19 protein-coding genes, 2 rRNA genes and 1 pseudogene are annotated in these 24,805 nt (G+C 68.8%); 9 read left to right on the top strand and 13 right to left on the bottom strand.

Translation table 11 applies throughout. The features are described from left to right. Positions 1 to 43: 43 nt before the first annotated feature. From R2E43_RS29435 to R2E43_RS29425, 3 genes are all read right to left on the bottom strand, one after another. Positions 44 to 3,165: ribosomal RNA gene (locus R2E43_RS29435) — 23S ribosomal RNA — on the bottom strand. A gap of 280 nt (positions 3,166 to 3,445) precedes the next feature. Then, positions 3,446 to 4,972: ribosomal RNA gene (locus R2E43_RS29430) — 16S ribosomal RNA — on the bottom strand. The 16S and 23S rRNA genes sit together here, the layout of an rRNA operon. 527 nt (positions 4,973 to 5,499) lie before the next feature. Beyond that, complete coding sequence (locus R2E43_RS29425) at positions 5,500 to 6,141, bottom strand: DNA-3-methyladenine glycosylase (protein ID WP_003977030.1); 642 nt, start codon at positions 6,139 to 6,141, stop codon at positions 5,500 to 5,502. Between the two features lie 146 nt (positions 6,142 to 6,287). Between R2E43_RS29425 and R2E43_RS29420 the strand changes: the two genes are divergently transcribed. From R2E43_RS29420 to R2E43_RS29410, 3 genes are all read left to right on the top strand, one after another. Then, positions 6,288 to 7,070 carry a sporulation protein gene (locus R2E43_RS29420; RefSeq protein WP_003977029.1) on the top strand — a complete coding sequence of 261 codons (783 nt, stop codon included), beginning with the start codon at positions 6,288 to 6,290 and terminating at the stop codon, positions 7,068 to 7,070. A gap of 51 nt (positions 7,071 to 7,121) precedes the next feature. Further along, positions 7,122 to 7,661: a YbhB/YbcL family Raf kinase inhibitor-like protein gene (locus tag R2E43_RS29415; RefSeq protein ID WP_030872990.1), complete on the top strand. Its 540-nt coding sequence runs from the start codon at positions 7,122 to 7,124 to the stop codon at positions 7,659 to 7,661. 156 nt (positions 7,662 to 7,817) lie between these two features. Next, positions 7,818 to 8,324 carry an HNH endonuclease gene (locus R2E43_RS29410; protein ID WP_003977027.1) on the top strand — a complete coding sequence of 169 codons (507 nt, stop codon included), beginning with the start codon at positions 7,818 to 7,820 and terminating at the stop codon, positions 8,322 to 8,324. 141 nt (positions 8,325 to 8,465) lie between these two features. Here the strand turns inward: R2E43_RS29410 and R2E43_RS29405 are convergent, their stop codons facing one another. The 3 genes and pseudogenes from R2E43_RS29405 to R2E43_RS29395 form a co-directional block, all read right to left on the bottom strand. Beyond that, complete coding sequence (locus R2E43_RS29405) at positions 8,466 to 9,425, bottom strand: SPFH domain-containing protein (RefSeq protein ID WP_011027982.1); 960 nt, start codon at positions 9,423 to 9,425, stop codon at positions 8,466 to 8,468. Between the two features lie 177 nt (positions 9,426 to 9,602). Then, complete coding sequence (locus tag R2E43_RS29400; protein ID WP_003977025.1) at positions 9,603 to 10,034, bottom strand: NfeD family protein; 432 nt, start codon at positions 10,032 to 10,034, stop codon at positions 9,603 to 9,605. A 321-nt stretch (positions 10,035 to 10,355) separates the two neighbouring features. After that, positions 10,356 to 10,886: pseudogene (locus R2E43_RS29395) on the bottom strand (ABC transporter ATP-binding protein); the annotation flags it as partial. A 153-nt stretch (positions 10,887 to 11,039) separates the two neighbouring features. On the opposite strand from R2E43_RS29395, the gene R2E43_RS29390 reads away from it, so the two are divergent. Beyond that, on the top strand, positions 11,040 to 11,819 hold the full coding sequence (locus tag R2E43_RS29390) for a hypothetical protein (RefSeq protein ID WP_011027983.1): 780 nt from the start codon (positions 11,040 to 11,042) through the stop codon (positions 11,817 to 11,819). Between the two features lie 145 nt (positions 11,820 to 11,964). Here the strand turns inward: R2E43_RS29390 and chpE are convergent, their stop codons facing one another. From chpE to R2E43_RS29375, 3 genes are all read right to left on the bottom strand, one after another. Further along, on the bottom strand, positions 11,965 to 12,213 hold the full coding sequence (chpE, locus tag R2E43_RS29385; protein WP_003977022.1) for a chaplin ChpE: 249 nt from the start codon (positions 12,211 to 12,213) through the stop codon (positions 11,965 to 11,967). Between the two features lie 169 nt (positions 12,214 to 12,382). Beyond that, a complete protein-coding gene (locus R2E43_RS29380; RefSeq protein WP_003977021.1) occupies positions 12,383 to 13,024 on the bottom strand; it encodes a response regulator in 642 nt (213 codons plus the stop codon). Beyond that, positions 13,017 to 14,195: a GAF domain-containing sensor histidine kinase gene (locus R2E43_RS29375; protein WP_011027985.1), complete on the bottom strand. Its 1,179-nt coding sequence runs from the start codon at positions 14,193 to 14,195 to the stop codon at positions 13,017 to 13,019. Before R2E43_RS29375 ends, R2E43_RS29380 begins: the two co-directional genes overlap by 8 nt. A gap of 217 nt (positions 14,196 to 14,412) precedes the next feature. Here R2E43_RS29375 and R2E43_RS29370 point away from each other — a divergent pair, with 217 nt between their 5' ends. The 3 genes from R2E43_RS29370 (at position 14,413) to R2E43_RS29360 (ending at position 17,272) form a co-directional block, all read left to right on the top strand. Continuing rightward, positions 14,413 to 15,108, top strand: coding sequence for an SDR family NAD(P)-dependent oxidoreductase (locus R2E43_RS29370; protein ID WP_003977019.1), 696 nt, complete (start codon positions 14,413 to 14,415; stop codon positions 15,106 to 15,108). Next, positions 15,108 to 16,184: an S-adenosylmethionine:tRNA ribosyltransferase-isomerase gene (locus R2E43_RS29365; RefSeq protein WP_011027987.1), complete on the top strand. Its 1,077-nt coding sequence runs from the start codon at positions 15,108 to 15,110 to the stop codon at positions 16,182 to 16,184. The genes R2E43_RS29370 and R2E43_RS29365 overlap by 1 nt, the downstream gene beginning before the upstream one ends. A gap of 353 nt (positions 16,185 to 16,537) precedes the next feature. Then, positions 16,538 to 17,272, top strand: a complete 735-nt coding sequence (locus R2E43_RS29360; protein ID WP_003977017.1) for a transglycosylase SLT domain-containing protein — start codon at positions 16,538 to 16,540, stop codon at positions 17,270 to 17,272. Positions 17,273 to 17,398: 126 nt separating this feature from the next. Here R2E43_RS29360 and R2E43_RS29355 read toward each other — a convergent pair whose 3' ends face one another. Continuing rightward, the gene (locus R2E43_RS29355) at positions 17,399 to 20,005 is read right to left on the bottom strand and encodes an ABC transporter ATP-binding protein/permease (protein ID WP_332056710.1); all 2,607 of its coding nucleotides are present in this window, start codon (positions 20,003 to 20,005) and stop codon (positions 17,399 to 17,401) included. A gap of 240 nt (positions 20,006 to 20,245) precedes the next feature. Here R2E43_RS29355 and R2E43_RS29350 point away from each other — a divergent pair, with 240 nt between their 5' ends. Continuing rightward, positions 20,246 to 22,240, top strand: a complete 1,995-nt coding sequence (locus R2E43_RS29350) for a streptophobe family protein (protein WP_332056709.1) — start codon at positions 20,246 to 20,248, stop codon at positions 22,238 to 22,240. 111 nt (positions 22,241 to 22,351) lie between these two features. Next, positions 22,352 to 23,584 (top strand): phosphoserine phosphatase SerB, encoded by a 1,233-nt coding sequence (gene serB, locus R2E43_RS29345; RefSeq protein WP_003977014.1) that lies wholly within the window; start codon positions 22,352 to 22,354, stop codon positions 23,582 to 23,584. Between the two features lie 71 nt (positions 23,585 to 23,655). Here the strand turns inward: serB and R2E43_RS29340 are convergent, their stop codons facing one another. The 3 genes from R2E43_RS29340 to R2E43_RS29330 all read right to left on the bottom strand — a co-directional run bounded on the left by R2E43_RS29340 (position 23,656) and on the right by R2E43_RS29330 (position 24,772). Further along, complete coding sequence (locus R2E43_RS29340) at positions 23,656 to 24,174, bottom strand: SixA phosphatase family protein (RefSeq protein ID WP_003977013.1); 519 nt, start codon at positions 24,172 to 24,174, stop codon at positions 23,656 to 23,658. Between the two features lie 92 nt (positions 24,175 to 24,266). Further along, positions 24,267 to 24,473, bottom strand: coding sequence for a hypothetical protein (locus R2E43_RS29335; protein WP_003977012.1), 207 nt, complete (start codon positions 24,471 to 24,473; stop codon positions 24,267 to 24,269). 182 nt (positions 24,474 to 24,655) lie between these two features. Next, positions 24,656 to 24,772 carry an SGM_5486 family transporter-associated protein gene (locus R2E43_RS29330; RefSeq protein WP_011027990.1) on the bottom strand — a complete coding sequence of 39 codons (117 nt, stop codon included), beginning with the start codon at positions 24,770 to 24,772 and terminating at the stop codon, positions 24,656 to 24,658. Positions 24,773 to 24,805: the final 33 nt, after the last annotated feature.

The raw sequence follows: 24,805 nt of genomic DNA, 5'->3' as shown, positions 1-24,805 counted from the left end.
AACGGTCGTTGCCTCAGAACTAACACAGTGGACGCGAGCAACTGAGGACAAGCCCTCGGCCTATTAGTACCGGTCACCTCCACACCTCACGGTGCTTCCAGATCCGGCCTATCAACCCAGTCGTCTACTGGGAGCCTTAACCCCTCAAGGGGGTGGGAGTCCTCATCTCGAAGCAGGCTTCCCGCTTAGATGCTTTCAGCGGTTATCCCTCCCGAACGTAGCCAACCAGCCATGCCCTTGGCAGGACAACTGGCACACCAGAGGTTCGTCCGTCCCGGTCCTCTCGTACTAGGGACAGCCCTTCTCAAGACTCCTACGCGCACAGCGGATAGGGACCGAACTGTCTCACGACGTTCTAAACCCAGCTCGCGTACCGCTTTAATGGGCGAACAGCCCAACCCTTGGGACCGACTCCAGCCCCAGGATGCGACGAGCCGACATCGAGGTGCCAAACCATCCCGTCGATATGGACTCTTGGGGAAGATCAGCCTGTTATCCCCGGGGTACCTTTTATCCGTTGAGCGACGGCGCTTCCACAAGCCACCGCCGGATCACTAGTCCCGACTTTCGTCCCTGCTCGACCCGTCGGTCTCACAGTCAAGCTCCCTTGTGCACTTACACTCAACACCTGATTGCCAACCAGGCTGAGGGAACCTTTGGGCGCCTCCGTTACTCTTTAGGAGGCAACCGCCCCAGTTAAACTACCCATCAGACACTGTCCCTGATCCGGATCACGGACCCAGGTTAGACATCCAGCACGACCAGACTGGTATTTCAACGACGACTCCACCCACACTGGCGTGCGAGCTTCAAAGTCTCCCAGCTATCCTACACAAGCCGAACCGAACACCAATATCAAACTGTAGTAAAGGTCCCGGGGTCTTTCCGTCCTGCTGCGCGAAACGAGCATCTTTACTCGTAGTGCAATTTCACCGGGCCTATGGTTGAGACAGTCGAGAAGTCGTTACGCCATTCGTGCAGGTCGGAACTTACCCGACAAGGAATTTCGCTACCTTAGGATGGTTATAGTTACCACCGCCGTTTACTGGCGCTTAAGTTCTCAGCTTCGCCACACCGAAATGTGACTAACCGGTCCCCTTAACGTTCCAGCACCGGGCAGGCGTCAGTCCGTATACATCGCCTTACGGCTTCGCACGGACCTGTGTTTTTAGTAAACAGTCGCTTCTCGCTGGTCTCTGCGGCCACCCCCAGCTCAGAGTGCAAAACTCGTCACCAGGTGTGGCCCCCCTTCTCCCGAAGTTACGGGGGCATTTTGCCGAGTTCCTTAACCATAGTTCACCCGAACGCCTCGGTATTCTCTACCTGACCACCTGAGTCGGTTTAGGGTACGGGCCGCCATGAAACTCGCTAGAGGCTTTTCTCGACAGCATAGGATCATCCACTTCACCACAATCGGCTCGGCATCAGGTCTCAGCCACAAGGTGTGCGGATTTACCTACACACCGGCCTACACCCTTACCCCGGGACAACCACCGCCCGGGATGGACTACCTTCCTGCGTCACCCCATCACTCACCTACTAACCGCTTGGTTCGGCGGCTCCACCACTCCCCTCAACTCCGAAGAGATCAGGGCGGCTTCACGGCCTTAGCATCACGATGCTCGATGTTTGACGCTTCACAGCGGGTACCGGAATATCAACCGGTTATCCATCGACTACGCCTGTCGGCCTCGCCTTAGGTCCCGACTTACCCTGGGCAGATCAGCTTGACCCAGGAACCCTTAGTCAATCGGCGCAAACGTTTCTCACGTTTGTATCGCTACTCATGCCTGCATTCTCACTCGTGAACCGTCCACAACTCGCTTCCGCGGCTGCTTCACCCGGCACACGACGCTCCCCTACCCATCACAGCCGGCGTTGGCCGTATTGCTGCAATGACACGACTTCGGCGGTACGCTTGAGCCCCGCTACATTGTCGGCGCGGAATCACTAGACCAGTGAGCTATTACGCACTCTTTCAAGGGTGGCTGCTTCTAAGCCAACCTCCTGGTTGTCTGTGCGACTCCACATCCTTTCCCACTTAGCGTACGCTTAGGGGCCTTAGTCGATGCTCTGGGCTGTTTCCCTCTCGACCATGGAGCTTATCCCCCACAGTCTCACTGCCGCGCTCTCACTTACCGGCATTCGGAGTTTGGCTAAGGTCAGTAACCCGGTAGGGCCCATCGCCTATCCAGTGCTCTACCTCCGGCAAGAAACACACGACGCTGCACCTAAATGCATTTCGGGGAGAACCAGCTATCACGGAGTTTGATTGGCCTTTCACCCCTAACCACAGGTCATCCCCCAGGTTTTCAACCCTGGTGGGTTCGGTCCTCCACGACCTCTTACAGCCGCTTCAACCTGCCCATGGCTAGATCACTCCGCTTCGGGTCTTGAGCGTGCTACTAAAAACGCCCTATTCGGACTCGCTTTCGCTACGGCTTCCCCACCCGGGTTAACCTCGCAACACACCGCAAACTCGCAGGCTCATTCTTCAAAAGGCACGCAGTCACGAGGATGGAGCAAGCTCCATCCCGACGCTCCCACGGCTTGTAGGCACACGGTTTCAGGTACTATTTCACTCCGCTCCCGCGGTACTTTTCACCATTCCCTCACGGTACTATCCGCTATCGGTCACCAGGGAATATTTAGGCTTAGCGGGTGGTCCCGCCAGATTCACACGGGATTTCTCGGGCCCCGTGCTACTTGGGTGTCTCTCAAACGAGCCGTTGACGTTTCGACTACGGGGGTCTTACCCTCTACGCCGGACCTTTCGCATGTCCTTCGCCTACATCAACGGTTTCTGACTCGTCTCACGGCCGGCAGACCGTAAAAGAGAGATCCCACAACCCCGCACACGCAACCCCTGCCGGGTCTCACACGTATACGGTTTGGCCTCATCCGGTTTCGCTCGCCACTACTCCCGGAATCACGGTTGTTTTCTCTTCCTGCGGGTACTGAGATGTTTCACTTCCCCGCGTTCCCTCCACACTGCCTATGTGTTCAGCAGCGGGTGACAGCCCATGACGACTGCCGGGTTTCCCCATTCGGACACCCCCGGATCAAAGCCTGGTTGACGACTCCCCGGGGCCTATCGTGGCCTCCCACGTCCTTCATCGGTTCCTGGTGCCAAGGCATCCACCGTGCGCCCTTAAAAACTTGGCCACAGATGCTCGCGTCCACTGTGCAGTTCTCAAACAACGACCAACCACCCGTCACAACCCACTCACGCGGATTTTTACCGGGGCCGGCAACTGAAGGCGACCTCACGGCCGTACCCTCAGATACCCAACAGCGTGCCCGACACCCTTGCCTTCCCTTACTCGTGTTCCACGCCGAAGCAGTACTGACGAGAAGATCAGGATCAAGTGTGCCGAGTAGTCAACGTTCCACCCATGAGCAACCGTGCAGGACATTTGCCTGCAGTCGGCTATGTGCTCCTTAGAAAGGAGGTGATCCAGCCGCACCTTCCGGTACGGCTACCTTGTTACGACTTCGTCCCAATCGCCAGTCCCACCTTCGACAGCTCCCTCCCACAAGGGGTTGGGCCACCGGCTTCGGGTGTTACCGACTTTCGTGACGTGACGGGCGGTGTGTACAAGGCCCGGGAACGTATTCACCGCAGCAATGCTGATCTGCGATTACTAGCGACTCCGACTTCATGGGGTCGAGTTGCAGACCCCAATCCGAACTGAGACCGGCTTTTTGAGATTCGCTCCACCTTGCGGTATCGCAGCTCATTGTACCGGCCATTGTAGCACGTGTGCAGCCCAAGACATAAGGGGCATGATGACTTGACGTCGTCCCCACCTTCCTCCGAGTTGACCCCGGCGGTCTCCCGTGAGTCCCCAACACCCCGAAGGGCTTGCTGGCAACACGGGACAAGGGTTGCGCTCGTTGCGGGACTTAACCCAACATCTCACGACACGAGCTGACGACAGCCATGCACCACCTGTACACCGACCACAAGGGGGGCACCATCTCTGATGCTTTCCGGTGTATGTCAAGCCTTGGTAAGGTTCTTCGCGTTGCGTCGAATTAAGCCACATGCTCCGCCGCTTGTGCGGGCCCCCGTCAATTCCTTTGAGTTTTAGCCTTGCGGCCGTACTCCCCAGGCGGGGCACTTAATGCGTTAGCTGCGGCACGGACAACGTGGAATGTTGCCCACACCTAGTGCCCACCGTTTACGGCGTGGACTACCAGGGTATCTAATCCTGTTCGCTCCCCACGCTTTCGCTCCTCAGCGTCAGTATCGGCCCAGAGATCCGCCTTCGCCACCGGTGTTCCTCCTGATATCTGCGCATTTCACCGCTACACCAGGAATTCCGATCTCCCCTACCGAACTCTAGCCTGCCCGTATCGACTGCAGACCCGGGGTTAAGCCCCGGGCTTTCACAACCGACGTGACAAGCCGCCTACGAGCTCTTTACGCCCAATAATTCCGGACAACGCTTGCGCCCTACGTATTACCGCGGCTGCTGGCACGTAGTTAGCCGGCGCTTCTTCTGCAGGTACCGTCACTTTCGCTTCTTCCCTGCTGAAAGAGGTTTACAACCCGAAGGCCGTCATCCCTCACGCGGCGTCGCTGCATCAGGCTTTCGCCCATTGTGCAATATTCCCCACTGCTGCCTCCCGTAGGAGTCTGGGCCGTGTCTCAGTCCCAGTGTGGCCGGTCGCCCTCTCAGGCCGGCTACCCGTCGTCGCCTTGGTGAGCCATTACCTCACCAACAAGCTGATAGGCCGCGGGCTCATCCTTCACCGCCGGAGCTTTCGAACCTCGCAGATGCCTGCGAGGGTCAGTATCCGGTATTAGACCCCGTTTCCAGGGCTTGTCCCAGAGTGAAGGGCAGATTGCCCACGTGTTACTCACCCGTTCGCCACTAATCCCCACCGAAGTGGTTCATCGTTCGACTTGCATGTGTTAAGCACGCCGCCAGCGTTCGTCCTGAGCCAGGATCAAACTCTCCGTGAATGTTTACCCGTAATCGGGTGACACCACGAGAGCGGAACAGTCGGAGGAATAATCCGACCGTTCACAGCGTCCTCGCTGTTGTGTTACTTCAAAGGAACCTCAACCCGAACGGATATCCGATCAGGTCGGGGTATCAACATATCTGGCGTTGACTTTTGGCACGCTGTTGAGTTCTCAAGGAACGGACGCTTCCTTTGTACTCACCCTCTCGGGCTTTCCTCCGGGCGCTTCCCTTCGGTCTTGCGTTTCCGACTCTATCAGATCCTTTTCGATCCGATTCCCTGTCGGCGGGATTTGTCGACGCCTTCGCGCTTTCGCTCGTCGGCCTTTCGACATTCACTACGTTAGCCGATTCCTCCGTGGACTCATAATCGAGTCCCGCGAGTTTGAATTCAGGCATGCGGACATGCCGAATTCGCTCCCGCTGAGGGAAGTCGTAGGTAGTGGGTTGGCCGCTTCCGGCTGCAGGCGATTGCCGTACCCGGGTCAAGCGGCTCGGGCTACGTTACGCGTTCCCCAAAGGGGAGTCAACTTCGGCGCTTCCTCGGGACATGCGCCCGATACGGGCTGACCGTCGGGTCGTCGGCGACCCAGTAGCGCCAGGGGTGCACGCCGCCTTCGCCGGCCACGCCGGTGCGGGGTCCGTTCCGTACCTGGTCACCGGGTACGGGGGTACCCGTGAGGATGCGCAGCGGCGTCTCCTGGGACGTGCACGCGTCCGTGCCGTTCAACGCGCGGTCCACGCCCAGGGCGGTGGCGAGGCGGGCCGGGCCTTTGGCCAGTTCCTTGTCATTGCGGGCGGAGAGCCGACGGGTCCGGGCCAGCTCGGCCCCGTCGATGATCTCGCCCGCCCGGAGCAGAACCGCGCTCGACCTGCCCTCCGGGCCGCACACGAGGTTCATGCAGAACCACATGCCGTAGGTGAAGTAGACGTACACGTGTCCGGGGGGACCGAACATCACCTCGTTGCGAGGGGTGCGACCGCGGTAGGCGTGGGAGCCGGGGTCGTTCTGACCGTCGTAGGCCTCCACCTCCGTCAGACGGAGGGTGATCGGACCGTCCGGGCCGGTGCGCACCAGGATGCGGCCCAGGAGGTCGGGGGCCACCTCGAGGACGGGGCGGTCGAAGAATTCCCTGGGCAGGGGCGTACGGTCGGGGCTCGCGATCATGCCGTCCGAGCGTAACGCAGCCGGGACCGTGCGCGGGGTGGTCGGGAAGCGTCCGCCTTGCCAGGGTGTGGGGCGCGGAACCGGCCACGGTCGGATCGCGTTTGTATGGGTCGAGGATCCACACGTAAGCCTGGAGAGGGAGAGACATGGCGTTCAAGAAGCTGCTCGCGAGTCTGGGGGCCGGCGGGGCTTCGGTCGAGACCGTGCTGAGCGAGAGCAACGTCGTTCCGGGGGGTGTCGTCCAGGGCGAGGTGCGGATCCAGGGCGGGTCCGTCGACCAGGAGATCGAGGGCCTGTCGGTCGGGCTCCAGGCCAAGGTCGAGGTGGAGAGCGGCGACCAGGAGTACAAGCAGGACGTCGAGTTCACCAAGGTGCGGCTCGGTGGCGCCTTCCAGCTGAAGGCCGGAGTGGTGCACGCGGTGCCGTTCGGGCTGGAGATCCCGTGGGAGACGCCGATCACCATGATCGACGGGCAGGCGCTGCGCGGGATGAACATCGGCGTCACCACGGAGCTGGAGATCGCACGCGCCGTGGACTCCGGTGACCTGGACGCCATCAACGTGCATCCGCTGCCGGCGCAGAAGGCGATCCTGGACGCGTTCATCGGTCTGGGCTTCCGCTTCAAGAGCGCGGACATGGAGCGGGGCCACATCCGGGGTACGCGGCAGCAGCTGCCCTTCTACCAGGAGATCGAGTTCTTCCCGCCGCAGCAGTACCGCGGGCTGAACCAGGTCGAGCTGAGCTTCGTGGCCGACGCGCAGGCGATGGACGTCGTGCTGGAGATGGACAAGAAGCCCGGACTGTTCAGCGAGGGCAGCGACACGTTCCGTTCCTTCAAGGTCGGGCTGAACGACTACCAGGGCACCGACTGGACGGCGTACCTCAACCAGTGGCTCTCCGAGGTCGGCAGCAAGCGCAACTGGTTCTAGAAGGATCTAGGCTCGGTCATCTCTGCACCAGACCATTCAGGAGGTACCGAGGTGACCGAGCTGAAGCGGCGTCCGCTCCCCCATGACTTCCACCCGCCCGTGCCGTCGTTCACCGTCACGAGTGAGGACGTCCCGGAGGGCGGCACGCTCAAGGACGACCAGGTCCACGCGGCCGGCAACACCTCCCCGCACCTGCGGTGGGAGGGTTTCCCCGCCGAGACCAAGAGCTTCGCCGTGACGTGCTACGACCCGGACGCCCCGACGGGCAGCGGGTTCTGGCACTGGGTGGTGTTCGACATCCCGGCCTCGGTGACCGAGCTGCCGGTGGGGGCGGGCAGCGGCGCCTTCGAGGGGCTGCCGCCGGGTGCCGTGCAGGCGCGCAACGACTACGGGAGCAAGGGCTTCGGCGGGGCCGCGCCGCCGCCCGGGGACGGCCCGCACCGGTACGTGTTCACGGTGTACGCCGTGGACCAGGAGAAGCTCGGCCCGGACGCGGACGGCACTCCCGCCTTCGTCGGCTTCAATCTGCGGTTCCACACGATCGCGCGCGCCCATCTGATCAGTGAGTACGAGGTGCCCGCCGACAGCTGACCCAGCCGAGCGTTCATGGAACGTTTGCCCGCCCCTGGTCTTGGAATGGATCAGGGGCGGGCATCTTTATATTGCGTTGTCCATCTCGGCGTGCCCGGCCAGAGTTGATCCCAGCCCGCCAGGGGGTGGGCCGGTGCGCACGGGAGGTGGGCTGGTATGCGGGACACGCTGGTGCTGAACGCGAGCTTCGAGCCGTTGTCGACGGTGACGTTGAACCGAGCCGTCGTTCTGGTGCTCCAGGACAAGGCCGTCGTCGAGCAGGCCCACCCCTCGCTGCGTATGCGCGGAGCCGCGCTCGACATACCCGCGCCGCGGGTGATCAGGCTGTGCCAATACGTACGGGTGCCGTTCCGAAGACGGGCTCCGTGGTCGAGGCGGGGGGTGCTGGTCCGGGACCGGCACCGGTGCGCGTACTGCGGGCGGCGGGCGACGACCGTCGACCACGTGGTGCCGCGGTCGCACGGCGGGCAGGACACCTGGCTGAACACGGTGGCCTCGTGTGCGGAGGACAACCACCGCAAGGCGAACCGGACTCCGGAGCAGGCGGGGATGCCGCTGTTGCGGAAGCCGTTCGAGCCTACGCCCGCGGATGCGATGCTGCTGGCGCTGGCCCGGGACGACTTCGCCGCGCTGCCGGAGTGGTTGGTGCTGGACGCGGCGTGACGGCTGCGCCGTCGGGGCTGGGACTTTGACGCCGAGTGCGGGTTGTGTGTGGCTGGTCGCGCCCACGCGGCGGAGCCGCACGTCGATACGGTCCCGCGCCCCTTCGGGGCACGGGTCGCGCCCGGCGTCGACGAGTGCTGGTCAGTCGATCGACGGCTTCTCGCGGCGTTCCTGGGCGGGGAGGCTCGCGCCGCCGTTGCCGCCTCCGGTGCCCGAACCGCCGCCCAGGCCGCCGAAGTTGCCCATGGCGCCGGAGAGGCCCTTGAGGGCGTCGCCGATTTCGCTGGGGACGATCCAGAGCTTGTTGGCGTCGCCCTCGGCGATCTTCGGGAGCATCTGGAGGTACTGGTAGGAGAGCAGCTTCTGGTCCGGGTCGCCGGCGTGGATGGCTTCGAAGACCGTGCGGACGGCCTGGGCCTCGCCCTCGGCGCGCAGGGCGGCGGCCTTGGCCTCACCTTCGGCGCGCAGGATCTGGGACTGCTTCTCGCCCTCGGCGCGCAGGATCTCGGACTGCCGGACACCTTCGGCCTGGAGGATCGCGGCGCGCTTGTCACGGTCGGCGCGCATCTGCTTCTCCATCGAGTCCTGGATGGAGGTGGGCGGTTCGATGGCCTTGAGCTCGACGCGGTTGACGCGGATGCCCCACTTGCCGGTGGCCTCGTCGAGGACGCCGCGCAGGGCCGCGTTGATCTCCTCGCGGGAGGTCAGGGTCCGTTCCAGGTCCATGCCGCCGATGATGTTGCGCAGAGTGGTGACGGTCAGCTGCTCGATCGCCTGGATGTAGCTGGCGACCTCGTAGGTCGCGGCGCGGGCGTCGGTCACCTGGTAGTAGATGACGGTGTCGATGTTGACGACCAGGTTGTCCTGGGTGATGACCGGCTGCGGCGGGAAGGGCACGACCTGTTCGCGCAGGTCGATGCGGTTGCGGATGGTGTCGATGAACGGGACCACGATGTTGAGGCCCGCGTTGAGTGTCCGCGTGTAGCGGCCGAAGCGCTCGACGATGGCGGCGCTGGCCTGCGGGATGACCTGGATGGTTTTGATCAGGGCGATGAAGACCAACACCACCAGGATGATCAGGACGATGATGACCGGTTCCATCGTGGGTGTCCGTCCCCTTCTCCGCCTCGGCGCTCCGGCAGATCCTATTGACCAGATCCTTTGACCTGGCTGACCCTGACTACTGCTGATCTTACGGCTGTTGAGGATCTTGCTGGTCGAGTCTGACAGACCGTCGCGCGGCGCGGAGGCCGTTCGGCCCACTTGTGCACGGCGGGGTCACATGATGACCGCCGTGGCCCCGTCGATCTCCACGACGTCCACTTCCTCGCCCGGCTCGAAGGCACGCCCGGTGTCCAGGGCGCGTGCCGACCAGATCTCCCCGGCGAGTTTGATCCGGCCGCCGGCACCGTCGACCCGTTCCAGGACGACGGCCTGTCTGCCCTTCAGGGCGTCCACTCCCGTGGCCAGTTGGGGCTGTTGGGAGCGGTGTCGGGCGGCGATGGGCCGTACGACGGCGATGAGGGCGACCGAGACGATGACGAAGACGAGCACCTGGACGACCAGGTCCGCGCCCAGTCCGGAGGCGACGGCTGCGGCGACCGCGCCGACGGCGAACATCCCGAACTCCGGCATCGCGGTCACGACGAGCGGGATTCCGAGCGCTGCCGCGGCGACGAGCCACCACACCCATGCGTCGATGTCGTTCACGCTGTCATGGTAGGTCCGTTGGGACCACCGGGGACAGGGCGCACGGGGGGCGGGTCAGGACAGCGGAAGTCCCTTCGCGGTCCACCGGTCCCCGGCCTGCTCGACGATGAGCGGGAGTCCGAAGCACAGGGACAGGTTGCGGGAGGTCAGTTCGAGTTCCAGCGGTCCGGCGGCCAGGACCTGGCCCTGACGGATCATCAGGACGTGGGTGAAGCCCGGGGCGATCTCCTCGACGTGGTGGGTCACCATGATCATGGAGGGCGCGATGGGGTCGCGGGCGAGCCGGCCGAGGCGGCGGACGAGGTCCTCGCGGCCACCGAGGTCGAGGCCGGCGGCCGGCTCGTCGAGGAGCAGCAGCTCGGGGTCGGTCATCAGGGCGCGGGCGATCAGGGTGCGCTTGCGCTCGCCCTCGGAGAGGGTGCCGAACCTGCGGTCCAGGTACTCGGTCATGCCGAGGCGGTCGAGGAAGGCGCGGGCGCGCTGCTCGTCGATGTCCTCGTACTCCTCCTGCCAGCCGGCGGTCATGCCGTACGCGGCGGTGAGCACGGTCTGCAGGACGGTCTGGCGCTTGGGCAGCTTGTCGGCCATGGCGATACCGGCGACGCCGATGCGCGGGCGCAGTTCGAAGACGTCGGTGCCGGGCCTGCCGAGGGTCTCGCCGAGGATGGTGGCGGTGCCGCTGCTCGGGTAGAGGTAGCTGGACGCGACGTTGAGGAGGGTGGTCTTGCCGGCGCCGTTGGGACCGAGGATGACCCAGCGCTCGCCCTCCTTGACCGACCAGGAGACCTGGTCCACCAGAGCCCGGCCCTCGCGGACCACGGTTACGTCCTGAAGCTCCAGAACATCGCTCATGAGCGCGTTGTCTCCCCTTGCATTGTGGCCGGTCTCGGCTGTCGCGTACACCTGTGACTCGGGCCGCGGCGCCGGTGGGCGCAGGCCCCTCCAGGAAATCTACGCCACCGGTCGGCGTAACCGTTCCATCGGTCCGGTCCTTAGGGTGGGGGCATGCTCTCGGAACCACGCGCAGGGCGCCTTGCCGCCTGGGGAAATGCCCTTATTGCCCACATGGTCTCGCCGGACGACGCCGCGGTCGCGATCGTGGGCGAGGACGCGGTGCACCGGGTGGAGGGGCTGCCGGGTGAAGCCGCGCCGGTCGGTCTCACGCTGGCGTTGGGGCGGCTGCGGGCGCTCGGCGCGGTCGGGCTGCGGATCGCGCTGCCCGCGCCGGGACATCCGCTGGGGCTGAGCGGGCCGCCGGAGTTCAACGCGCGGGCGCTGGAGGCCGAGGAGGCGGTGATCTGCGAGGGGGCCGCGCTGGGGCTGGTGCCGGAGGTGTACGAGGCGGGGCCCGAGGGGGACGTGCACGTCGAGGTCGTCTGGCACTGCCTGCCGGTGCGGGAGGCGCCGCCGGCGGACGTGCCCTCGCTCGGGGAGGCGGAGCGGGAGCTGGCGGAGGCGCTGCGGGACGCGACGGAGGTGCTGACGCGGCTGGATGTCGCCGGGTCGGGGCCGGTGGCGGAGGCGGCGGTCGCGGCGTACCGGGCGCGGGCGGAGCGGGGGCGCGAGGTACTGGCGCCGGGGTATCCGCCGCGGGCGGTGCGGGTGCTGGAGCTGGCGCAGCGGGTGGGGGTGCTGGTGTCGCTGGCGTCGGAGAACGGGCACGGAGGTGCGGTGAGCGCGTCCGAGATGGTGGCGCGGGGGGAGGCGCTCAGGCCGGTGGAGCGGGTGGCTCGGCGGGCACAGGTCGCGGCGTACAACTCCGTCGTGGTGGAGCGGGGGCGGTGACCGTGCCGTCTCTCGGCGGGTGCCGGCGTAGGCGCGGGGTGGGCGGTGGCGCGGCTCGGCGCTGACGAGGTGCCGCAGCGCCCGCCCGTGCCGCCCCAGCGGCACGACTGCCCGCTGCTGAGGCGGCATTGGGGGGCGGCCTGCGTCAGTGGTTGACGCCCAGGTTGCCGAAGGCCGGGTTCAGGACGCCGATGACGTTGACGCTGTTGCCGACGGCGTTGACCGGGATGTGGATCGGCGCCTGGACCAGGTTGCCCGAGGCGACGCCCGGGGAACCGACGGCCTTGCCGTGGGCGTGGGCGCCGCCGTCGGTGGCGGAGGCCATGCCCGCGCCGGCGGCGATCAGGCCACCGGCCACCATCGTCACGGCCGCTGCCTTCTTCAGGTTCTTCACTTACAACCCCTCCTTGCGATCGCCGCGGCAGTCGCCGCGGCACGCACTGGAGAACGGCCGGACCCCTCGAAGGATGCGCCATATGGGGGACATTCCCACGACGGTATGAATCTCCGACCGGAGGGGAACCCTCCGCCACCCCGCCACGTACAGGGTCAGTCGGTCGCGGTCAGCCGGCCACGCCGTGGCGCACGGCCCACAGGGCGGCCTGGGTGCGGTCCGCGAGGTCGAGTTTCATCAGGATGTTCGAGACGTGGGTCTTCACCGTCTTCTCGGAGAGGACGAGGGCACGCGCGATCTCCCGGTTGGAGCGGCCGTCCGCTATCAGGCCCAGCACCTCGCGCTCCCGCTCCGTGAGGGAGCCCGCCCTGCCCGGCCCGGAGCTGCTCTCCTCCTGGCTCAGGAGGGCGCCCGCGACCTCGGGCTGGAGCAGGATGTGCCCGGCGTGGACGGAGCGGATGGCCCCGGCCAGCGCGTCGGGGTCGACGTCCTTGTACACGTATCCGGCCGCGCCCGCCCGCAGGGCCGGGACCACGGTGCGCTGCTCGGTGAAGCTAGTGACGACCAGCACGCGCGCGTGGTTGTCCAGCTCGCGGAGCCTGCGCAGCGCGTCGACGCCGTCCATGCCCGGCATCTTGACGTCCATGAGGATCACGTCGGGCTTCAGCTCCTGGGCGCGGTCGACGCCCTCGGCGCCGTCCGCGGCCTCGCCGACCACCTCGATGTCGTCCTGTACCTCCAGGAAGGTGCGCAGTCCCCGGCGGACCACCTGGTGGTCGTCGACGAGCAGCACCTTGATCACGTCAGCCACCGGGAACCTCCATCTCGATCGTGGTGCCCTCGCCGGGCGCGGACCGCACGGTGAGCCGGCCGCCGGTGCCGTTCGCCCGGTCACGCATCGAGACCAGGCCGAGGTGGCGTCCGGCGCGGCGTACCGTGCGCGGGTCGAAGCCGCCGCCGTTGTCGGCGATCCGCAGGACGGTCGCGGTGCCCCGCCGGTGCAGGGTCACCGTGACGCGTTCCGCCCCGGAGTGGCGCAGGGCGTTGTGCAGTGCCTCCTGGGCCACGCGCAGCATGGCCTCCTCCTGGGCGGCCGGCAGGGCTTTGACACCGTGGCCGGTGAAGGTGACGCGGGCGGCGTGGGCCCGGTCGAGGACCTGGATCTGGGTGCGCAGGGTGGCGACCAGGCCGTCCTCCTCCAGGGCGGCGGGGCGCAGCTCGACGACGGCGGCGCGCAGCTCGTCGGCGGCCTCGGCGGCCAGGGTGGCGACCTGGTGCAGCTCGTCCTTGGCGCGCGCGGGGTCGCGGTCGACCAGGGCGGTGGCGGCCTGGGCGGTCAGGCGCAGGGAGAAGAGCTTCTGGCTGACCGCGTCGTGCAGTTCGTGGGCGAGGCGGGAGCGCTCCTCGGCGATGGTCAGCTCGCGGCTGCGCTCGTACAGGCGCGCGTTGGTGAGGGCGATGGCGGCGTGCTGGGCGAGGATGCCGAGCAGTTCCTCGTCGTCCGCGGTGAAGCCGCAGCCGCCCGCCGGCTTGGGGCACGGGGGGTGTGGGGGGTCTCCCCCCGCAGGGCGCAGCTTGTTGGCGAGGAACAGGGCCCCGAGCACCTCGTCGCCGTCCCGGATCGGCAGGCCCAGGAAGTCGACCAGGTCGGGGTGGGCGGAGGGCCAGCCGCCGAAGCGGGGGTCCTTGCGTACGTCGGCGAGGCGCTCGGGGGTGGCCTCGTGGAGCATCGCGGCGAGGATGCCGTGCTGGCGCGGCAGCGGGCCGATGGCCTTCCACTGCTCGTCGCTGACGCCGTCGACCACGAACTGGGCGAAGCCGCCGTGGTCGTCGGGGACACCGAGGGCGGCGTACTGGGCGTCGAGCAGCTCGCGGGCCGAGGCGACGATCGTCTTGAGGACGTCGCGCACCTCGAGGTGCCTGCTCATGGCCAGCAGCGCGGAGCTCACCGCGGTGAGGCCGGACCGGGGGCCGTGGCTCATGTCCTCACGGTACCCGCGGCGGATGGGGGCGGGATCGGCCCGGTGACGGGTGGCGCCTAGGGCGGTGGGACTAGGTCCGGGGTCCCGTCCGGCCGGCCTAGGGCGAAGGGCCCTCGGAGGTCGGGGCCCGTGCCCGAGGCGGGGGCGGCGGCCGGTTCCTACGTTGAGGATCACGCCGGCCGGACGGACGGCGGGGACGACGAAGGGGACGTGTGTCATGCCGGTTGCGATCATCACGGGGGCGTCCAAGGGGCTGGGCCGGGCACTCGCCGAGGCCCTGGCGGCACGGGGGTGGGACCTGGTGCTGGACGCGAGGAGTCCCGAGGTCCTCAACGAGGCGGCGAGGGGGCTGGAGGTGTACGGCACGCGCGTGGCGGCGTTGCCCGGCGACGTCACCGACTCCTGGCACCGGACGGGGCTGGTGACGGAGGCCCGGCGGCTGGGCGGCGTGGATCTGCTGGTCAGCAACGCCAGCGCGCTGGGCGCCGAGCCGCTGGTGCGGCTGGCGGAGCTGCCCCTGGAGGGCCTGCGGCGGGCTCTGGAGGTGAACGTGGTGGCCGCGCTGGGCCTGGTCCGTGAGGCGCTGCCGCTGCTGCGGGCGGCTCCCGCGGGCGCGGTGCTGACCATCAGCTCCGACGCGGCGGCCGAGGCGTACGAGACGTGGGGCGGCTACGGGGCGTCCAAGGCGGCCCTGGACCAGCTGGCGGCGGTGCTGGGGGCCGAGGAGCCGGGCCTGCGGGTCTGGGCGGTCGATCCGGGGGACATGGCCACGGACCTGTACGCGGCGGCCGTGCCGGACGACGAGGATCCGCGGCCTGACCCGGCGAGTGTCGTGCCGGGGCTGCTGCGGCTGCTGGACGAGCGTCCGGCGAGCGGGCGCTACGGGGCTCCGGCGCTGCTGGAGGCGCGGTGATGTCGCCCCTGGCGGTGCGGGTCCCGGAGGAGCTGTCGGCCCGGGTGCCGGCCGAGCAGCGGGGGCCGGGGCTCGACCGGGACGACGTACGGCTGCTGGTGTCGCGGGGCACCGAGGTGTCGCACCACGGGTTCGCTGAGCTGCCGGGGCTGCTGCGGGCCGGTGATCTGCTGGTGGTGAACACCTCGCCCACGCTGGCGGCCGCCGTGGACGGCCGGGTCGGGCACGCGCGCGTGGTGGTGCACTTCTCCACGCGCGGGGACGACGACCGGTGGGCGGTGGAGCTGCGGGAACCGGACGGGAGGGGCGCCACGCGCGCGCGTGCGGAGGCAGAGGGGGTGGAGGGACGCGGCTGCGGGGGCCTGGCGGGGACGAAGGTGCGGCTGCCGGGTGGTGCTCGGCTGGTGCTGGAGGAGCCGCTGAGTGCGCGCGGGGAGCGGTTGTGGTGGGCGCGGGTGTCGGGGGCGGAGGTGCCCGCGCTGCTGCGGGAGCACGGGCGGCCCATTCGCTACTCCTATACGGAGCGGGACCAGCCGCTGTCCGTCTACCAGACGGTGTTCGCGCTGCCGTACGCGGACGGGACGGGCAGCGCGGAGATGCCGAGCGCGGCGCGGCCCTTCACGGCGCGGCTGGTGGCGGAGCTGGTGAGCCGTGGGGTGCAGTTCGCGCCGGTGACGCTGCACACGGGGGTGGCCTCGGCCGAGTCGCACGAGCCGCCCTACCCGGAGCGGTTCGCCGTGCCCGAGGCGTCGGCGCGGCTGATCAACGCCGTGCGCGCCGGCGACGGGCGGGTGGTGGCGGTGGGGACGACGGCCGTACGGGCGGTGGAGTCGGCGGCCGGGGCCGACGGGGTCGTACGGGCGCGGGCCGGGTGGACCGATCTGGTGGTGACGCCGGAGCGCGGGGTGCGGGTGGTGGACGGTCTGCTGACGGGGTTGCACGAGCCCGAGGCCTCGCATCTGCTGATGCTGGAGGCGGTGGCGGGGCAGGCGGCGATCGACCGCGGGTACGAGGCGGCGGTGCGGCGGCGCTACCTGTGGCACGAGTTCGGGGACGTCCATCTCCTCCTGCCGTAGGGGGGCGGCGCACACCCACTCACGCATCGCATTGCTTCAGCAACCAACAGTAAGAAAGGTGGGGGGACGATGTGAGCCCGCGCATAGGGCGCACGTCACGTACGAAGGGGAGTAGGAGAACGACTCGTCCGTTTTGAGCGGGGCAGATGGTCCAATCTGCCCCGCTTTGCCGTTCCCTGATCCACTACCCGGCTTCGTACGTCACACCTTTGCCTCCGGATTTTGCGGCCGCTAAGAATTGCTCTCGTCGCTCAGCGCCGTGGGTTCTCCCCCGCGGCGTTTGTGCCGGAAGCACCCACTGTCCCCACCGGACGAGAGCGACCTCCGCGCTATTCGAAGAGGTCTATCCCGCCATGCTCAAGAACATCCTTCCCCGTGGTCGCAGTCGTTCCCTGAACCGCACCCAGAAGGCCGCGATCGCCGGCGTCGGCGCGCTCGGCGCCGCAGCCGTCGCCCTCACCGCCGTCCCGGCCAGCGGCCAGACGACGACCACGAGCGAGGCCGCTCCCACGGCCAAGGTGGCGTACAGCACCAAGCAGATCCAGGACGTGCACGCCGGTGTCACCGGCCAGCTCGCCGGCGCCAGCCAGAAGGTCGCCGCCATCGAGGCCAAGAAGGAGGCGGCTGCCAAGAAGGCGACCGCCAAGAAGGCGACCGCCGAGAAGAAGGCCGCCGCCGAGAAGGCCGCCGCCAAGCGTGCGGCCAAGGAGACCACCAGCCGCTCCGCCCAGCGCACCGAGGTCAAGAAGGCCGCGCCGAAGTCCTACCCGAACAACCTCGACGGCTGGATCCGCGAGGCCCGGTCCATCATGAAGAAGCACGGCATCCCCGGAACCTACGAGGGCATCCACCGCAACATCATGCGGGAGTCCTCCGGCAACCCGAAGGCCATCAACGACTGGGACATCAACGCCATCAACGGCATCCCGTCGAAGGGCCTGCTCCAGGTCATCCCGCCGACGTTCGCGGCCTACCACGTCCCCGGCACCTCGAAGAACATCTACGACCCGGTCGCCAACATCGTCGCCGCGTGCAACTACGCCGCGGACAAGTACGGCACCATGGACAACGTCGACAGCGCGTACTGAGGTCGGCGCGGACCTCTTCACGACGTCGCCGACGCCGCACCGTAACGCCGAAGGGCGGCACCCTCCTGACGGGGTGCCGCCCTTCGGGGCGTGCGGGCCGGGCCTTCGGGCCCGCCGGACCTCGGTCTACTTGCGCATGACCTCGGGCTCGTGCCGGCGCAGGAAGCGGGCGACGAAGAAGCCGCAGATCACACCGAGGACGATCAGCGCGGCCATGTCCATCCCCCAGGCGCCCACGGTGTGCTCCCACAGCGGGTCGGCCTCGGCGCCCTTCTCGGGCGGGCTGATCCTGTTGAAGTCCAGCGTGGCACCGGCCGCGCCGACCGCCCAGCGCGAGGGCATCAGGTACGAGAACTGGTTGACGCCGACCGCGTCGTTCAGGGCGAAGAGGCAGCCGGTGAAGACGACCTGGATGATCGCGAACATCACCAGCAGCGGCATGGTCTTCTCGGCGGTCTTCACCAGCGAGGAGATGACCAGGCCGAACATCATCGAGGCGAAGCCGAGGGCCATGATCGGCAGGGACAGCTCGACGAGTGTCGCGCCGCCCAGGATCAGTCCCTCGTCCGGGATCTCGCGGCTGGCGAAGCCGATCACGCCGACCAGCAGGCCCTGGAACACCGTGATCAGGCCGAGCACGAAGACCTTGGACATCAGGTACGCGGACCGGGACAGGCCGGTCGCGCGTTCCCGCTCGTAGATCACCCGTTCCTTGATCAGCTCACGGACCGAGTTCGCGGCACCGGCGAAGCAGGCGCCGACCGCGAGGATCAGCAGGACCGTGGTGGCGGTGCCGTTCGGGATGATCCGGCCGGTCTGCGGGTTCGCCGGGTTGGGCAGCAGGCCCTTGTCCGCGTCGATGAGCAGGCTCACCGCGCCCAGCACGGCCGGCAGGATCACCATCAGGGCCAGGAAGCCCTTGTCAGAGGCGATCACCGACGTGTAGCGCCGCACCAGCGTGACGAACTGCGACATCCAGCCCTGCGGCTTCGGCGGCCGCATCGCCTGCATCGGCGGCACCTGTACGGACTGCGGCGCGACGGCGTCGAGGTCCGCGGCGTACATCTGGTAGTGCTGCGAGCCCTTCCAGCGGCCCGCCCAGTCGTAGTCGCGGTAGTTCTCGAAGGCGGAGAAGACGTCGGCCCAGGTGTCGTAGCCGAAGAAGTTCAGCGCTTCCTCGGGCGGGCCGAAGTAGGCCACGGAACCGCCCGGCGCCATCACGAGGAGCTTGTCGCAGGTCGCCAGCTCGGCCACCGAGTGGGTGACGACGAGGACGGTGCGGCCGTCGTCGGCCAGGCCGCGCAGCAACTGCATGACGTCACGGTCCATGCCCGGGTCGAGGCCGGAGGTCGGCTCGTCCAGGAAGATCAGCGACGGCTTGGTGAGCAGCTCCAGGGCGACGGACACGCGCTTGCGCTGACCGCCGGACAGGGACGTGACCTTCTTGTCCTTGTGGATGTCCAGCTTCAGCTCGCGCAGCACCTCGTCGATGCGGGCGTTGCGCTCCGCGCCGGTGGTGTCGGCCGGGAAGCGGAGCTTCGCCGCGTACTTGAGCGCCTTCTTGACGGTCAGCTCCTTGTGCAGGATGTCGTCCTGCGGGACCAGACCGATGCGCTGACGCAGCTCGGCGAACTGCTTGTAGAGGTTCCGGTTGTCGTAGAGGACCTCGCCCTGGTCGGCGGGCCGGTAGCCGGTGAGCGCCTTGAGCAGGGTCGACTTGCCGGAGCCCGACGGACCGATGACCGCGATCAGCGACTTCTCGGGTACGCCGAAGGAGACGTCCTTGAGGATCTGCTTGCCGCCGTCGACCGTGACGGTCAGGTGACGGGCGGAGAAGGAGACCTCACCGGTGTCGACGAACTCCTCGAGCCGGTCGCCGACGATCTGGAACGTCGAGTGGCCGACACCGACCACGTCGGTCGGGCCCAGCAGCTGGGTGCCGCCCTTGGCGATCGGCTGGCCGTTGACGTACGTGCCGTTGTGCGAGCCGAGGTCGCGGATCTCCATGCGCCCGTCGGGCGTCGAGTGGAACTCCGCGTGGTTGCGGGAGACCTGGAGGTCGGAGACGACCAGGTCGTTCTCCAGGGCACGGCCGATGCGCATGACGCGGCCGAGCGAGAACTGGTGGAACGTGGTCGGGCTGCGGTCCCCGTGGACCGGTGGCGCCCCCGCCGCGCCGCCTGGTCCCTGCTGCTGGGGGAAGTGCGGCGCGGCCTGCTGCGGCTGCGGCGCGACCTGCTGGGGTGGCTGTTGCTGCTGCCAGCCTGCCTGCTGGGCCTGGTGCTGCTGCCCGTGCTGCGGTGCCTGCTGCTGGAACGGCTCCTGCGCGGGCGGCGCCTGCTGGGCCCAGCCCGCGTTCGCGCCCTGCGCGGCGTACGGCTGCTGCTGCGGCTGTTGGGGCTGCTGCTGCGGCTGGGCCCGGGGCGCGCCGGCCGGGGCCTGCGCGCCGGTCAGGCTCACGCGCGGTCCGTCGGTCGCGTTGCCCAGGTTCAGCACCGTGCCGGCGCCGAGCTCCATCTGCTGGACCCGCTGCCCGTGCACGAACGTGCCGTTGGTGCTGCCGTGGTCCTCGACCACCCAACCGCGGCCGTTGAAACTGATCGTGGCATGTCGCCAGGAGACCCTGGCGTCGTCGAAAACAAGCTCCCCCTGCGGATCGCGTCCTAGCGCGTATGACCGGGACGGATCGAGCGTCCAGGTCCGTCCATTGGATTCCAGTACGAGTTCCGGCACTCCATGCCCCACTGAGTTGTCCCCCGATGTGCTCCCGTCGCGGGGAGTCTAGGGATGTCGAACATCGGGGGGAACTATTTCAGGCTCGGGGCCCTGACCGAAAGTCGGGCCTTGTGAAAAGTGCGTAGGCACCCATCGGCCGTTCCCGTTGACGGGGTTGAAACCTGCCCGGAGAGTGGTATTCCACGCGAGGGGGACATGCGCGGCAACCTGACCGCGCAGCGGATCGGGGGGTCTGCCATGAGCGCGTCCACGAGCGTCGGAACCAAGGGGTACGGCACCGGTGTGCCGTGGGGCGACGTACTGCTGTCCGCGGTCGCCTCCGTGAGCTGGGCATTGATCGGCATGGCGGGAACGGCGGCGCTCGGCCTGCATCTGCTGGACGCGGACGCGGCGGGCTCGCTCGGGCCGATGACCGCGGCGGTCGTGGCGCTCGGGGCGGGTGGTTCGGTCACACCGGCCGGTGATGTGTCCGCGTTCGGTCTGAAAGGGGCCGAGGCGCACACGGCCATCGAGATCACGCCACTGGGGGTGGGGCTGGTCGGTGCGCTGTTCCTGTCGTTCTTCTTCCTGCGGTCCCTGCGGGCGGCCGGAGTCGTCGTCCCGCCCGCCGAACTCCTGGCGCGCGCGGGCGCGGTGGTCGCGCTGTTCGTGGCGATGACGGGCGGGCTGGCCTGGGCGGGGCACGACGTCGTCACGATCGACGGCGGTTCGCTCGGGCTCGACGACCTGCCCGGCGGGGGCGGGAGCGGCGGGCTGGAGATACCGGGGCTCGGTGACGTGGGCGACATCGGCGGGCTGCTGCCCGACCGGGTCGGTGACCTCGTGGAGGCCCGGGCCGCCGTCGGGTTCACCGTCGACACCGCGCCCACGCTGCTGGGCGGCCTCGTCTGGTCCGCGGGGGTGCTGCTGATCGCGTTGCTGGCCTCGCGCCGCGCTCCGCTGCCACGCGGGTGCGAGGCCGTGCACCGGGTGGTGCGGCCGGCCGTGTCCGCCCTGGTCACGGTGGCGCTGACGGCGGTGGCGGCCGGACTCGCGGCGGCGGCGTACGCGGCGATCGGCGACGACCACCCGCGGCGGATCGCTGGGGCCGCGCTGCTGGGGGCGCCGAACGGCGTCTGGCTCGGCGTCCCGATCGGCCTGTTCGTGCCGTGGGACGGGCGGGCCACCGGTCAGCCGGCCGGGCTGCTCCCGGCTCCCCTCGACGACCTGCTCGGCTCCGGGGCCGAGAGGCCGGTCACGCTGGAACGGCTGGCGGAGCTGGACGGACGGGTGTGGCTGCTGGGGGTGGCCGCGGCACTGATGATGCTGCTGGCCGGGGTGCTGACGGCGGTGCGGACACCGGTGGCGTCCGGTGCCGCACGTCCCCTCGCCTTCGCCGGGCGCTGTGCGCTGCGGCTGGGCATCGCCACCGCCGTGGCGCTACCGCTGTCGGCCCGGCTCACGGAGGTCTCCGTGGACGCCTCCCTGTCGGTGCTCGGCGTCGACGCCTTCGGCGCGGGCATCGACCTGCACGGACACCTCGGTGCCGCCCTGCTGCTGGGTGCCGTCTGGGGTACGGGTGCGGGGGCCGCCGGGGCGCTGCTGGCGTGCGCGAGCGGGGCGGCGGGGGCCCGGGCGACGGGCTTGGCACTCGGTGCCGGAGCGGTGCGGGAGGGCGTCGGCGCGGGAGGCGGGGCATCCGCGGGCCCGGCCCCGGGGCCGTACCGGCCGGGTACGCCGCACCGGCCGCCCGACCCGGGCGCCAATCCCTACCTGCGGTCGTGGGAGGGGGCGGCGCGGCCGGAGTCCGGCACGGCACCGGGGACGGGCGAACCCGAAGACGCCCGCCCGGCGGGGGCGGCCCCGCGCGACGCCTGGTCCCTGCCGGGGCCCGGGCATACGGCGTCGGGGGCACAGCCGCCCGGCAGCACGGGGCAGGGTCAGGCGGACCCGGCACGGCAGGGAGGCGCGGACCCGGCGCGACAGGGAGACGGCGGTGGGAGCCGTCGGAGCGGTGGCCCCGGGCGGTACGGCGACGGGGCGGGCCGGGATGACGGCGGGAGGGACGGCCGGTCCGACGACGACGTGTACGGCGCCCCCACGGTGGCCGGGCCGCTGGGCCCGCCTCCGGGAACGCCGCGCCGGCCGCCGGGGCCGGGAGAACGGCCGCCGCGCCCCCGGCCCTGGGGCGAGGGCCCTCCTCCCCCACCGCCCCCGCCGCCCGCACCGCCTCGGCGCCCCCGCGACGGGTAGCCACCGTCCGGTCCACTCCGCCACCGCCCCGCCGGAAAGGGGTGCCGTCCCTGTCCGCCAGTCGGACCTGAGGCGCGGGCGGCACGGGGTGCCGGATACGGTTGGAGCACCATGAGCGCTTCGCAGACCTCTGACGTTCCCACTCTCCTCGTCAAGATCTTCGGCAAGGACCGGCCGGGCATCACGGCCGGCCTGTTCGACACTCTCGCCGCGTACTCGGTCGATGTCGTCGACATCGAGCAGGTCGTCACCCGTGGCCGGATCGTGCTGTGCGCGCTCGTGACCGAGCCGCCCCGCGGTCTGGAGGGCGATCTCCGGGCGACCGTCCACAGTTGGGCGGAGTCGCTGAAGCTGCAGGCGGAGATCATCTCCGGCATCGGCGACAACCGGCCGCGCGGTTTCGGCCGCTCCCTGGTCACGGTGCTCGGGCACCCGCTCACCGCCGAGGCGACCGCCGCCATAGCGGCCCGGATCACCGAGTCCGGGAGCAACATCGACCGTATCTTCCGGCTGGCCAAGTACCCGGTGACCGCCGTCGAGTTCGCGGTCTCCGGCGTGGAGACCGAACCGCTGCGCACGGCGCTGGCCACCGAGGCCGCGGCGCTCGGCGTGGACATCGCGGTCGTCGCGGCGGGGCTGCACCGCCGGGCGCAGCGCCTGGTCGTGATGGACGTGGACTCCACGCTGATCCAGGACGAGGTCATCGAGCTGTTCGCCGCGCACGCCGGCTGCGAGGACGAGGTCGCCGAGGTGACGGCGGCCGCGATGCGCGGGGAGCTGGACTTCGAGCAGTCGCTGCACGCGCGCGTTGCCCTGCTGGCGGGGCTGGACGCCTCGGTGGTGGACAAGGTGCGTGCCGAGGTGCGGCTGACGCCGGGTGCCCGCACCCTGATCCGCACGCTGAAGCGGCTCGGCTACCAGGTGGGGGTCGTCTCCGGCGGCTTCACCCAGGTCACCGACGCCTTGCAGGAGCAGCTGGGGCTGGACTTTGCGCAGGCCAACACGCTGGAGATCGTCGACGGCAGGCTGACCGGACGGGTCACCGGGGAGATCGTGGACCGGGCGGGCAAGGCGCGGCTGCTGCGCCGGTTCGCCGCCGCGGCGGGCGTACCGCTGTCGCAGACCGTGGCGATCGGTGACGGTGCCAACGACCTGGACATGCTGAACGCGGCCGGACTCGGGGTCGCCTTCAACGCCAAGCCGGTGGTGCGCGAGGCGGCGCACACCGCGGTGAACGTCCCCTTCCTCGACACGGTGCTCTATCTGCTGGGCATCACCCGCGAGGAGGTCGAGGCCGCGGACACGCTGGCCGACGATCTCGGCGACGGCCCCGGCCGGCCCTGACCCCGGGGCGCCCGGCACGCCGAGGGCCCGGACCGCGAGGGCGCCGGGCCCTGTCACGTGGGGGCGGCGGGTCAGTCGGTCGGCGCCCAGTAGTCGACCAGGGCGGCCCGGCCGGGCTCCACGTCCTTCCAGGAGCCCGTGAAGGTGAGGACGGCGAAGGCGGCGGTCGGGAAGCCCCGGCGGTTGATCCGCTCGCGGACCTCGTCCTCGGCCGAGCCGGCCAGGATCTCGGTCAGCGCCTCCATGCCCGGGTTGTGGCCGATCACCAGCACGTTCCGCAGGTCGTCGGGGGTCTCGTTGAGCACGGCGATCAGCTCGCCGGGCGAGGCATCGTAGATCCGCTCCTCGTAGACGGTCTTCGGCCGGTGCGGGAACTCCTGGACGGCGAGCTTCCAGGTCTCGCGGGTCCGGGCCGAGGTGGAGCACAGGGCCTGGTCGATGGGCACGCCGGTATCCGCGAGCCGGCGCCCGGCCTCCGCGGCGTCCATGCGACCCCGGTCGGCGAGCGGCCGCTCGTGGTCGGTCACCTGTGGCCAGTCGGCTTTCGCATGCCGGAAGAGAACAATCCTGCGGGGTTCTGCGACGCTCATGTCTTCCAGCTTCGCACGAAACAGGCCATGGGGCTCTGGGAGTTGACAGGCGGGCTCACCGCGGGACGCGTGCGGGAGCCCGCGGTCGGCGCTCAGCGCACGGTCAGCTGCTCCAGCCGCTCCAGAAGGTGTGCCGTCGCGGGCTGCTCCGCGGCCGCCCGGGCGTCGGCGGGATTGAGTATCAGCAGGAGCAGCGCGACGAAGGCGAGCACGGGCAGGGCGAGGGCCCACCAGGGCAACCGGGCGTCCACGCCGCCCCGGGTCGCCCGGGGAGGCCGGGTGTGGGTAGGGGCCGACATGAGTGCCTCCGCTGGTCTTCGGGCGTCCCTGGTCCGTGCTCCGCGGCCCGCCTGTGGCGGGCACATCTCGAAGTTACGGAATCCGCGGGGCCCAACCCATCCGGAGGTCCACCCACTTGACCCTGACCCTCACCCCCTAGGGGATGGGGGGTTAACCCCACCATCCGGTCCCGGGGGCGGGCTCACGGCGAGGCGATCGTCGCGATGATGCCGATGATCACGAAGATCGCGAGGAAGGCACCGAAGACGATCAGCATCTTCTTCTGGCCGTGCTGGGGATTCGGGTCGAGGACTGGCATACGGCAAGTCTCGCATCCCCCGCGCGGTCCACT

Source organism: Streptomyces violaceoruber (assembly GCF_033406955.1).
GTDB lineage: Bacteria > Actinomycetota > Actinomycetes > Streptomycetales > Streptomycetaceae > Streptomyces > Streptomyces violaceoruber.
The sequence above is the reverse complement of the archived record's forward strand: the minus strand, read 5'-3'. Positions and strand labels throughout refer to the sequence as shown.

Coding starts and splice junctions, on each gene's coding strand:
- R2E43_RS29425 (WP_003977030.1), bottom strand. CDS start 6,141: ATGATCGCGAGCCCCGACCGTACGCCCCTGCCCAGGGAATTCTTCGAC.
- R2E43_RS29420 (WP_003977029.1), top strand. CDS start 6,288: ATGGCGTTCAAGAAGCTGCTCGCGAGTCTGGGGGCCGGCGGGGCTTCG.
- R2E43_RS29410 (WP_003977027.1), top strand. CDS start 7,818: ATGCGGGACACGCTGGTGCTGAACGCGAGCTTCGAGCCGTTGTCGACG.
- R2E43_RS29405 (WP_011027982.1), bottom strand. CDS start 9,425: ATGGAACCGGTCATCATCGTCCTGATCATCCTGGTGGTGTTGGTCTTC.
- R2E43_RS29390 (WP_011027983.1), top strand. CDS start 11,040: ATGCTCTCGGAACCACGCGCAGGGCGCCTTGCCGCCTGGGGAAATGCC.
- R2E43_RS29375 (WP_011027985.1), bottom strand. CDS start 14,195: ATGAGCCACGGCCCCCGGTCCGGCCTCACCGCGGTGAGCTCCGCGCTG.
- R2E43_RS29370 (WP_003977019.1), top strand. CDS start 14,413: ATGCCGGTTGCGATCATCACGGGGGCGTCCAAGGGGCTGGGCCGGGCA.
- R2E43_RS29365 (WP_011027987.1), top strand. CDS start 15,108: ATGTCGCCCCTGGCGGTGCGGGTCCCGGAGGAGCTGTCGGCCCGGGTG.
- R2E43_RS29360 (WP_003977017.1), top strand. CDS start 16,538: ATGCTCAAGAACATCCTTCCCCGTGGTCGCAGTCGTTCCCTGAACCGC.
- R2E43_RS29350 (WP_332056709.1), top strand. CDS start 20,246: ATGAGCGCGTCCACGAGCGTCGGAACCAAGGGGTACGGCACCGGTGTG.
- serB (WP_003977014.1), top strand. CDS start 22,352: ATGAGCGCTTCGCAGACCTCTGACGTTCCCACTCTCCTCGTCAAGATC.
- R2E43_RS29340 (WP_003977013.1), bottom strand. CDS start 24,174: ATGAGCGTCGCAGAACCCCGCAGGATTGTTCTCTTCCGGCATGCGAAA.
- R2E43_RS29335 (WP_003977012.1), bottom strand. CDS start 24,473: ATGTCGGCCCCTACCCACACCCGGCCTCCCCGGGCGACCCGGGGCGGC.
- R2E43_RS29330 (WP_011027990.1), bottom strand. CDS start 24,772: ATGCCAGTCCTCGACCCGAATCCCCAGCACGGCCAGAAGAAGATGCTG.